Origin of the sequence: uncultured Rikenella sp., assembly GCF_910577125.1 — a bacterium.
GTDB lineage: Bacteria > Bacteroidota > Bacteroidia > Bacteroidales > Rikenellaceae > Rikenella.
The window spans coordinates 1-10,871 of the sequence record NZ_CAJTMN010000067.1 but is presented as its reverse complement, the minus strand read 5'-3'; the positions used below and the strand labels follow the sequence as shown (position 1 = coordinate 10,871).

Here is a 10,871-nt window from a genome sequence, read left to right as displayed (position 1 = left end):
GCGGGCCGGAGCCACCCCCGGCGTAGGCCTGCAACTTCGCGGTGCTCGTTGTTGGCCACGCTGGCTCCGACCCGCATAATCCCCGCCCCGGGCCACCGCGACGCAGGCTCGGGCGATCCGGTGGGCGTCGGCCGCAACGGGTTCAGCTACTCATCGTCGGTGAGCAGCAGCAACGGGATGTACTTGAATTTCAGCGTGACGCACCTCTATCCCAGCAGCGCGAACAGCCGCGCCTATGGTCTTCAGTTGCGTTGCCTCTCGGAATAAACGGAAGACTCGACTGATTGAGAACTTCGAACCCGGGCTGGTGGTGGAAACCCCGCCCCGGGCTACCGCGACTACGGTCGTACGGGCTGGGAGGGCGTAGCAAGGGACATCGGCAACGCCGGATTCAGTTGGACTTATACGGCCAACGGTACTAATGGCATGTACTTGGGTGTCAGCACGACGGCGCTCAATCCCAGTACCTCGGACGGCCGCGCCCGCGGTTTTCAGTTGCGTTGCCTCTCGGAATAAACGGATGACTCCGGACACTCCGAAATAGGCCGCCTCGACCCTACGCCCGCTGGAATTTCATCTCGATTTTGCTCACCGCAAAACGAGTGAAATTCCTCTTTAAGCGGGGCGGGCGACGGTCGAGCTTCGAGCCGGACGAAACTGCCCTACGCGGGCGGCGTCCGGGTGACCCCGGCGGGACGGAGCGATGCTTGCGCATCGCTGCGGCAGCCTCAACCCAACTCCCTTTGTCCGCGCGGCCCCGCGGTGGGCAAATAGCCGTGTCAGCCCGACCCGTTGCTCGCACACTACACGCCAGGCGCCGGACAGGCACCGAATACCACAGACAAGAAACACCCTACGATATGCATTCGATTCGTCATCTCCTCACACTCTGCGGCACCACCGCCGGAATCGCCCTTCTCCTCTCCTCATGCGGCGGCAAGCAAGTCGCCCTCGAAAAGAGCATCCGGACTACGCCCGTCGAGATCGCCTACAACCCCGCCGTCGAGAGCTTCACCACCGGCACCGTCGGGCGGCAGGACGCCATCTCCGTGACCCTCGTCGAACCCGTCTCGCGGGAAGCCCGACTCGGAAAATACATCGACCTTTCGCCCAAAGTCAAAGGCCGCTGGGAGATTGCCGCCGACGACCCCCGGACACTGCGTTTCACCCCCGAATCCGAATTCGGCCGCGGCGAGACCTACACCGTGCGGCTCGACCTCAAAGGGCTGCTGCCCGGCCGACCCGACGCCGGGAATTTCGAATTCCCGTTCCGCACCCTGCCCGCCGCAGCCGCCGCCGAGCTCGGCAGCTTCATCGTCGAAGACGACCACACCTATACCATCGAAGGGAGCCTCTTCACCGCCGACTGCGAAGACTCCGCCCGCATCACCCGGATGAGCGCATGGGACGGCCTCAGCCACGGCACCGTCCACTGGATGCACAACGCCGACGGCCGCGAACACCGCTTCGTCGTCTCAGGCATCCAGCCCCGTCTCATCTCCTCCGCCCTCACCCTGACCGTCCGAGACCCCAAAGCCGGATACAACAAAGAAGAGTTACTCTCCGTACCCATCCCCTCCTCCGGCAGCTTCGAGCTCCACTCCGTGGCATACGTGACCCACCCCGAAAAATACATCGAAGTACGCTTCTCGCAACAGCTCGACCCGAAACAAGACCTCGACGGCCTCGTTTGGCTCGACGGCCTCGCCTGCGTACGGCGCATAGAGGGGAACAAAGTCCTGCTTTTCCCCTCGTCTCACGGCAGCGACCTCACCGCAGTCACCCTGTGCATCGACCCCGCCTTGCAATCCGCCGACGGCAAGCGCTTCGGCAGCGAGATCCGGCGCACCGTCGAACTGGAGAGCCACGACCCCGCCGTCCGTTTCATCGGCCGCGGCACCGTGCTGCCCCCCTCCGAAGCGATCGTCGGCAACTCCACCGACCGGCCCGGACGCGGCATACCGTTCCAGGCCGTCGGCCTGCGCGCCGTGCGGGTCGACATCTTCCGCATCCTCGAAAGCTCCATGGGGCAATTTCTCCAGGAAAACGACCTCTCCGACAACGAAGGCGGAAGCATCATGCGAACCGCCCGTCCGGTGGCTTCGCGCACCCTCTTTCTGGATCGGAACGGCAGTCAGGAATCGCACCGTTGGGCCACCTACTCGCTCGACTTCGACGACCTGATCCAGCCCGAACCCGGCGCCCTGTACCGCATCTCGCTCTCCTTCGACCGCTCGATGGCCGCCCTCTCCTGCATACCTCCCGAAGAGCGGCTGACCCCGCAAACCGCCCGCCTCGCCGACGAAGCCCGGCTGACCGCCATGAAAAAGCGGTTCGACCAGGGAGGCTACTACTGGAGCGGCGACGACTACGACTGGAACCTCTACGAATGGAAAGAGCGGAACAACCCCTGCTCTCCGAGCTACTACTTCAACCGCACCGCCCAGCGGAACCTCTCCGTGACCGACCTCGGCGCGATCGCCAAAGCCTCCGACGAGCCGCAGATGCTCTTTTTAGTGCACAGCATCGCCACCGCCGAACCGGTGAAAGAGGCCCGCATCGAACTGCGCAACTTCCAGAACCAGCCCGTCGGCAGCGGCACCACCGACAGCGACGGCCACGCCCAGATCCGCTACGAGAACGGCCGTCCCTACTACGCCGTCATCTCGAAAGACAAGCAACGCACCTACCTGAAAGTCAACGCCGGCTCCGAACTCTCGACCTCGACCTTCGACGTCTCCGGCGAACAGGTGCAGGAAGGGCTGAAAGGCTTCGTCTGGACCGAGCGCGGCGTCTGGCGACCCGGCGACACCATCTACATGAACTTCACCACCGCCGGCGCACGGCTGCCCAAAGGACATCCCGTGACCGTCGAGCTGCGCTCCCCGCTGGGCCAGCTCTACCAGAAACGCGTCGCCACCCAGGCCACAGGCGGCATCTACAGCTTCGTGCTCTCCACCGCCCCGAACGCCCCGACCGGCGTCTGGTCGGCCGCCGTGAGCGTCGGCGGCGCCCGCTTCAGCAAGCGGCTGCGGATCGAAGCCGTGAAACCCAACCGCCTCCGGATCGACCTCCGCTTTCCGAAAAAATATATCCAGCGCGGCCAACCCATGAACGCCACCCTCCACGGCGAATGGCTCACCGGCGCACAGGCCGGCAACCTGCGCTACGTCATCGAGACCGAATTCACCGCCCTCCGCAACGGTTTTCCGGACTATAAAGGCTACATTTTCGACAACCCCTACCGTTCGTTCCGTCCCGAGAACGCCCCCGAGATCACCGGCACCACCGACGCCGCCGGAGACGCCCGCATCACCGCCGTGCTGAACGGCGGCGAGAAGGCCGGCGGCCTGCTGCAGGCCCACTTCACCACCCGGCTGTTCGAGCCCTCCGGCGAAGCGAGCATCGACGGGACGACGATGCTCTACTCCCCCTTCGACACCTACGTCGGGATCCGGCCGCCGAAAGGCGCCGACGACCGGCTCGACACCGACCGGGACTACACCTTCGACCTCGCCACCGTCCATCCCGACGGGCATCCCGCCGGCGACCGGCGCATCGAAGTATGCCTCTACAAAGTCGAATGGCACTGGTGGTGGAGCTCCGAACAGGATCAGCTGGCCCGCCACGTCTCCGACCGCAGCCTGAGCCCCGTCCGGCGCGAGACCGTCGAGACCTCCCGCAGCGGGAAAGGCACCTTCGAGCTCACCTTCCCGAAAGACTCCTGGGGCACCTACTACCTGACCGCCCGCGACCTGCGGAGCGGCCACGAAGCCGCGACACTGCTCTACGTCGACTGGCCCGACTACGGCAACCGCCGCACCGACGGCGAAGGCGCCATGCGGCTGGCCGTCTCGCTCGACAAGAAGTCCTACCGGGTAGGCGATCGCGCCACCGTCAGCTTCCCGGCCACCGAAGGGTCGCGCGCCATCATCTCGGTCGAGAACGGCTCCCGCGTTTTGCAAGTCTTCCCCGTCGAGTGCACCCGGAAGCAGGAGAAATTCACCTTCGAAGTGACCCCCGAGATGCAGCCCAACGTCTACCTGAACGTCACCCTCCTGCAACCCTACGGCAGCGTCGGGAACGACCTGCCCGTCCGGCTCTACGGCATCGTCCCCCTGTCGGCCGCCTCTGCCGCCAGCCGGCTCGAACCCGTCATCAGCGCCCCCGACGAAGTGCTCCCCGAGTCAGAGATGACCGTCACCGTATCCGAAAAACAGGGCCGCGCCTGCGCCTACACCCTGGCCGTCGTGGACGAAGGGCTGCTCGACCTGACCCGGTTCCGCACCCCCGATCCGTGGCAGGCATTCAACGCCCGGGTCGCCCTGGGGGTATCGACCTGGGATATTTATAACGACGTGCTGGGCGCCTACGGCGGACGGATCGAACAGATGTTCGCCATCGGCGGCGACGACGCCCTGACCTCCGCGCCGAAAGCCTCCGTGAACCGCTTCCCGCCCGTCGTGCGATACCTGGGCACCTTCGAACTGAAAGCCGGCAGGCAGGCGACCCATCAGATCCGGCTTCCGGCCTATATGGGCCGCGTGCGGGTGATGGCCGTCGCCGTCGCTCAGGATGCCGACGACGGCAACGGCGCCTGGGGTTCGGCCGAGCGGTCGGTAGCCGTGCGCGCCCCGCTGATGGTGCTCGGCACCGCCCCGCGGAGCGTCGCCCCGGGCGATGAGTTCGTCGTGGCCGCCACCCTGATCGCCACCCGCGACGGCATCGGGAAAGCCTCCGCCACCCTGACCGCCGACAAAACGCTCTTCACCGTCGTGGGAGAGGCCCGACAAAGCGTCTCCCTGAGCGCCAAAGGCGAGAAGATCGTCCTCTTCCGGCTGCGGGTGAACGAAGCCGTTCCGACCGGCACCTCCGGCGGCCATATCGCGATCACCGCCAGCGGCGGAGGCCGGCAGAGCCGTTACGGGATGGACATCCCCGTGCGCACCCTCTCGCTGCCCGTCTCCTCGGGCCGGAGCTACACCGTCGAAGCCGGCAAGAGCTGGAGCGGGACAGCCGCCCTGCCGGGTATGCCGGGGACGCAACGCCTGATGCTCGAAGTCTCGGCCGTCCAGCCCCTCAACGCCGCCCAGCGGATGGAATACCTCTCCACCTACCCCTACGGCTGCATCGAACAGATCACCTCCGGCGCCTTCCCGCTGCTCTACCTGCCCGGTCTGGCCGACCTGTCCGAGAAAGAGCGCACCGTCGCCCGGACGAAAGTCGAGAGCGTGTTGGAACGCTACAAACCCTACGCCACTCCGGACGGTTCGATGGGCTACTGGCCCGGCTCCGCATCGCCCGACGCCTGGGGCTCCGCCTACGCCCTGCACTTCATGACCGTCGCCGGCCATAAGGGGTATACGATGCCCGCCGGCGTCTACGACCGGCTCAAAGCCGCCGTCAAGAGCAGCGCCGTGCGGTGGAACTCCGCCCAGAACCCCGGCGCCAACCTGATCCAGGCCTACCAGCTCTATGCGCTGGCCCTCTCCGGCTCGCCCGAGACCGGCGCCATGAACCGCCTGCGGCAGAACGGCAACCTGACCCCTGAAGCCCGCTGGATGCTGGCCGCCGCCTACGGCGCCACGGGACGCATCGACCTCGGCCGCACCGTCGCCGCCGAAGCGCGCACAGCCGCAGCCGCCTCCGCCGAGGCGCAATCTGCCCAGCAACGCCTCACCTACGGATCCTCCGCCCGCGCCCGGGCCGTCGAGCTGCTCGCCGAGACCCTGCTGGGCATGCACGCCGAAGCGGCCCAGACGGCACAAATCGTTTCGCGCGCCCTCGCCTCCGACGACTGGATGAGCACCCAGACCACCGCCTGGAGCCTGCTCGCCATGGGCGAATACGCCGCCCGGAACGGCCGGGTGTCGGCCCTGAACTTCGAATGGAGCGCCGGCGGACACAGCGGCCGCGTCGATTCCGACTCGAAAAAGATGTTCTGGAGCGGCGAATGGACCGACCCCGCCTCCGGCCAGCTCACCGTCACCAACCGGACGAAAGGGACGCTCTACATCCGCGCCACCGCCTCCGGGATTTCGTCCGGTCGCGACGTGGCAGCAGCTTCTAACGGCCTCGAAGTGACCGTCCGCTACACCGACGGCAAAGGGAATCCGATCGACGCGACCACCCTGAAGCAAGGCACCGACTTCGTCGCAGAAGTCACCGTCCGCAACCTGACCGCCGAGACCGTCGATCACCTGATGCTGAGCGAACCCGTCGCCTCCGGCTGGGAGATCCGTCCCGACGGCAGCGCTCTGCCAGCCGGCGTGACCTACCGCGACCTGCGCGACGACCGGGTCGACAGCTACCTGCCCTCGCTGGCCGGCGGCGCCTCCGTGACCGTCCGCACCCGCCTGAACGCCACCTACCGAGGGCGCTACACCCTGCCGGCGATCCGCTGCGAAGCGATGTACGACGGCCGGGTAGCCGGGAACACCGCTTCGGCAGTCGCGACGGTCGATTGACCGCCCCTGCCGAAGAGCGGGCCTCGACAATTATCGGTCGAATCGTGAAAAAGTGTTATGTTTGTGTGTCTTTTCGAAGATATCGGACATAACACTTTTTTTGATCCATACCATGCGCTTGAACGCCCTACTCCCCCGCCGCCACCGGCTTTACATCTGGCTGAACATCGTGGGCTTCGCCTTCGCCCTGACCACCGTTCTGTTCATCGGCATGTACGCCACCCGCGAACTGACCATGAACATGTTCCACCAGGACGCCGACCGGATCTACAAAATCAGCGGCTGGGGCTGTCCCTACCCGCTAGCCCCGGTGATCGAAGCCGGCGTGCCCGACTTCGAAGCCATCGGCAACGTCGGCCGGGGCCCCTATCTGGAGGTCCGGCGGCCCGAAGCCACCGAAGGCATCTTCACCAACGACGGCAGCCTGCAAGTCGATCCGGCCTTTTTCCGCGTCTTCTCGTTCCGCGTCATCCGGGGCGACCGCGAGAACCCCCTGCCGGACGCCAACTCGGTCGTCCTGACCGAATCGATGGCCAAAGCCCTCTTCGGCAACGAGGATCCGATCGGCCAGAATGTCGTCATCCAGAACCGGCCGGACTGGGTGGTGACCGCCGTGACGGAGGATGTGCCGATCAACTCCTCGATCCGGTACTCCCTCGTGCTGCCCCTGAACCCGAAGCAAGTCCTCTATAACGGCACGACGTTAGGAGAGTCTTGGGACCGTTGGCAATACGAGATCTTCGGCAAAGTGCGTCCCGGGGCGGATATCGCGGCCGTCAACGCCAAGATGCAGCAGGTCGTCGAAGCGAACGGCAACCTGGGATACGAAGTCGAACGCGTCGTCTGCTACCCCCTTTCGGACGTCTACTTCAACTACGCCGACCTCTTCACCGCATTCAAAGGCGGTAACCACAAACAAGTCGTGGCGATGATCTGGGTCGGCATCATCATCCTGCTGCTCGGAATCGTCAACTTCTTCAACCTCTCGACCGCCCAGGGCACCCTGCGCGCCAAAGAGATCGGCCTGCGCAAAGTGAACGGCGCGACACGCAGCCACCTGATCCTACGCTCGCTCGGCGAATCGATCGCCATGACCTTCGTCGCACTGGTCATCGCCGTGGTGCTGGTCGACCTGCTGCTGCCCTTCTTCAACAGCCTTGTCGGTTTCCCCTATCCCCTCATCCTGATGAACCAGTGGTGGCAGTGGGGGATACTGGCCGGACTGACACTCGTCGTAGGCGTTATCGCCGGGAGCTATCCGGCCTTCTACCTCAGCTCGCTCGACCCGATCGACGCCCTCTACACCCACCGCGCCGGGCGCGGCAACGGCATGCTGGTCTTCCGGAAGACCCTGATCGTCGTCCAGCTCATCGCCTCGATCGGCGTCATTATCTCCACCCTGGTGATCTACGGCCAGCTGCGCCACCTCCAGACCAAAGACCTCGGCTTCGACAAAGAGCAGATCGTCTTCATCAATATGGACATGAGCATCTACGAACACCGGCAGGCCTTCTTCTCCGAACTGCGCCAGCTGCCGTTCGTGCAGAGCATCAGCCTGACCGGCGGAGTCGTCGGGAACTACGACTCCGGCGGCCCGCTCGAAGCCCGTTATCAGGAAGAGAAGAAAAAGATATGGAGTAAATTTCTGACCGTCGACAGCGCCTTTTTCACCACCTTCGGCATCGACATGGTGCAGGGCAATCCTCAGTTCCGTGACGGCGTGGAGGGGATCGTGCTGAACGAATCGGCCATGAACGCTTTCCAGGTCGACGACTACGAACAGCTCCGCATTCAGGAAGAGTCGGGCGACGACCCGAGCATCCCGACCACGAAAGTAGACGGCGTCTGCCGCAACTTCCACTTCAAGCCGCTCAAACAGGGGATCGAACCCCTCGCCATCCATATCCAGCCGATCGAAGGAGGCCTCATCAACGTACGCGTCGAAGCCTCTTCGATACGCGACATCCGGCACGTTTTCAACGAAATCGAAGCCATCTACCGGAAATTCAACGCCGAAGACCCGCTGTACATCCACCTGCTGGACGAAATGCTGGCCCAGATCTACTCCTCAGAAGCCCGTTTTCTGGTACTTTTCACCCTCTTCTCGGTACTGGCCATCCTGATCTCCTGCTTCGGTCTCTTCGGCCTCATCGTCTTCTCGAACGCCCGGCGACGTAAAGAGATCGGCATCCGGAAAGTACAGGGCGCCACGATCCTGGAGGTCGTATTCATGCTCATCCGCAGCTACCTGATCTACGTCGGCATCGCCTTCGTCGTGGCCGTTCCGCTGGCGTGGTACCTCATGCGCGACTGGCTGAGCAACTACCCCTACCGGATTACGCTCCACCCCGGTTACTTCCTCATCGGCGGCGCAGTGGTGCTGTTCGTCGTGACGCTGACCGTCGGCATCCAGAGCTGGAAAGCGGCACGCGCCAATCCCGTGCGCTCCCTGCGGTCGGAATAGCCTCCACGGCCGGCCGAACCCGATAAAAAGCGTTGTAAAATCAAGACAGACCCGTTAATTTTGTGCGATTTTAAAATACCAACCAACCGTCATGAAAAGAATCGCAACCCTTCTTTCCGTTCTTGTACTGGCCGCCGCCGGCACCGCCCGGGCCCAGTTCAAACTCAATAAAGCCATCGGCGCCGGAGTGAAAGCCGTTCAAGCCGCCACCCTGACCGACGCCCAGGTGGAAAGCTACGTCAAAGAGTACATCGACTGGTTAGACGCCCACAATCCGATTTGCGAGGGAGACGACCCGTTCGCCGTCCGGCTGGCCAAGATCACCGAAAAGATCAACGTCGACGGGCTGAACATCAAAGCCTACCGGGTTGTCGACGTGAACGCCTTCGCCTGCGCCGACGGCAGCATCCGCGTCTTCGCCGGACTGATGCAGATCATGACCGACGAAGAGATCCTCGGCGTCATCGGCCACGAAATCGGCCACGTGATGAACAAAGACAGCAAGAACGCATTCCGCACCGCCCTGATGGCCTCCGCCCTGCGCGACGGGATCAGCTCGGCGGGAGGAACAGCCGCCAAGCTCTCCGACTCCCAGCTCGGCGACCTCGGCGAAGCGGTAACCCAGTCCAAATTCTCTCAGAAACAGGAATACGCCGCCGACGAATACGGCTACAACTTTCTGAAACAGCACGGCGAAAACCCGTGGGCCATGGCCCTCTCGTTCGAAAAGCTGAAAAAGATGCAGGAAGAGATGGGCGCCGACAAGACCAGCAAAGTTCAGCAGCTCTTTTCGACCCACCCCGACCTGGACAACCGCATCAAGCGGATGTCCGAAAAAGCGACCTCCGACGGTTTCGAACGTCCCGAGATGACCGCCCCTGAAGCGGTAGACGAAGAGCTCGCAGAGGCGAAATAAGCCACTCGAACCGTGCGGCCTCGTTTTTTCGGGGCGAGCCGCACGGTTTCATTTTTTTCTTCAGGAAAGTTTCTTATCTTTGCACCCGGAAAGGCCACAATAGCTCAGTCGGTAGAGCATTTCATTCGTAACGAAAAGGTCGCCAGTTCGAGCCTGGCTTGTGGCTCAGCCCGTGCGGAGGGATTGTCGAGGCGAGCAAACTTAGAAGGATGACAGCGTGCATGCGGTCATCCTTTTTTGTTGCATTAGATTTTTGTTCCATTCGGCGGCAGCGACACCTCATGCGTGCGGACAGAAGCCCTTGCCGCCGGAGCAGCCATCGAGCGCTCACCCGCCCCGGGCTACCGCGACGCAGGAAACAATGGGCGATTAGGCAGTCTGATGAGCGTCGGATACGACGGGTACAGCTATTCATCGACAGTCAGCAATACACTCGGCATAGTCTTGTACTTCTACACACAGCGCCTTCGCCCCAGTTACGCGAGCTACCGTGCCCACGGTCTTCAGTTGCGTTGCCTCTCGGAATAAACGGTGCAGACGGGCACTCCGAAATAGCCGGGTCTACCCTAACAAAGGCAGCCTCTACCCCCAAATTTTCCGAGACTGTATTAGCGAAACGTAGTTTCGCTCCGTCCCGCCGGGCGTAAGGGCAGTACCCTCAAGCCAACCGCGCGCCACGCCTTAAAAGGGAAATCGTCAAAATGTACTGGCACATTTTGATAAGATTTTCCCAAGGCGCGCGGACAAAGCAACCCCGCCCCGGGCTTCCGCGATCGCGCGGATGGCGATCTGATGAGCGTCGGCCGCAACGGGTACAGTTGGTCGTCCACGTCCTACGATTCGGGCGACCACTACCGTGGGATGTACTTGTACTTCAGCGCGACGGCACTCTACCCCAGCAGCACGCCGGACCGGGCCCCCGGTCTTCAGTTGCGTTGCCTCTCGGAATAAACGGGGCAGAGACTGCCTTAGCGAAACGTAAGTTTCGCCCGTCCACGCACCCACAGGGTGTTTTGTTAGGGTT

At 63.4% G+C, this 10,871-nt stretch carries 6 protein-coding genes and 1 tRNA gene; all 7 read left to right on the top strand.

Features of this window, described 5'->3' with window-relative positions:
• A partial coding sequence (locus QZ292_RS07535) for a hypothetical protein (RefSeq protein WP_294600103.1) occupies positions 1-267 on the top strand: 267 nt, incomplete at its 5' end.
• Positions 268-860: 593 nt separating this feature from the next.
• On the top strand, positions 861-6,467 hold the full coding sequence (locus QZ292_RS07530) for an MG2 domain-containing protein (RefSeq protein WP_294600099.1): 5,607 nt from the start codon (positions 861-863) through the stop codon (positions 6,465-6,467).
• 112 nt (positions 6,468-6,579) lie between these two features.
• Positions 6,580-8,931 (top strand): FtsX-like permease family protein, encoded by a 2,352-nt coding sequence (locus QZ292_RS07525; RefSeq protein WP_294600096.1) that lies wholly within the window; start codon positions 6,580-6,582, stop codon positions 8,929-8,931.
• 91 nt (positions 8,932-9,022) lie between these two features.
• On the top strand, positions 9,023-9,847 hold the full coding sequence (locus QZ292_RS07520) for a M48 family metallopeptidase (RefSeq protein WP_294600093.1): 825 nt from the start codon (positions 9,023-9,025) through the stop codon (positions 9,845-9,847).
• A 93-nt stretch (positions 9,848-9,940) separates the two neighbouring features.
• Positions 9,941-10,013, top strand: a tRNA-Thr gene (locus QZ292_RS07515).
• A 215-nt stretch (positions 10,014-10,228) separates the two neighbouring features.
• Complete coding sequence (locus tag QZ292_RS07510; protein ID WP_294600090.1) at positions 10,229-10,375, top strand: hypothetical protein; 147 nt, start codon at positions 10,229-10,231, stop codon at positions 10,373-10,375.
• A gap of 264 nt (positions 10,376-10,639) precedes the next feature.
• Positions 10,640-10,798 carry a hypothetical protein gene (locus QZ292_RS07505; RefSeq protein WP_294600087.1) on the top strand — a complete coding sequence of 53 codons (159 nt, stop codon included), beginning with the start codon at positions 10,640-10,642 and terminating at the stop codon, positions 10,796-10,798.
• Positions 10,799-10,871: the final 73 nt, after the last annotated feature.

What these genes read in the sequence shown, in the direction of transcription:
- QZ292_RS07525 (WP_294600096.1), top strand. Translation starts at nt 6,580, where the DNA reads ATGCGCTTGAACGCCCTACTCCCCCGCCGCCACCGGCTTTACATCTGG.
- QZ292_RS07530 (WP_294600099.1), top strand. Translation starts at nt 861, where the DNA reads ATGCATTCGATTCGTCATCTCCTCACACTCTGCGGCACCACCGCCGGA.
- QZ292_RS07520 (WP_294600093.1), top strand. Translation starts at nt 9,023, where the DNA reads ATGAAAAGAATCGCAACCCTTCTTTCCGTTCTTGTACTGGCCGCCGCC.
- QZ292_RS07510 (WP_294600090.1), top strand. Translation starts at nt 10,229, where the DNA reads ATGAGCGTCGGATACGACGGGTACAGCTATTCATCGACAGTCAGCAAT.
- QZ292_RS07505 (WP_294600087.1), top strand. Translation starts at nt 10,640, where the DNA reads ATGAGCGTCGGCCGCAACGGGTACAGTTGGTCGTCCACGTCCTACGAT.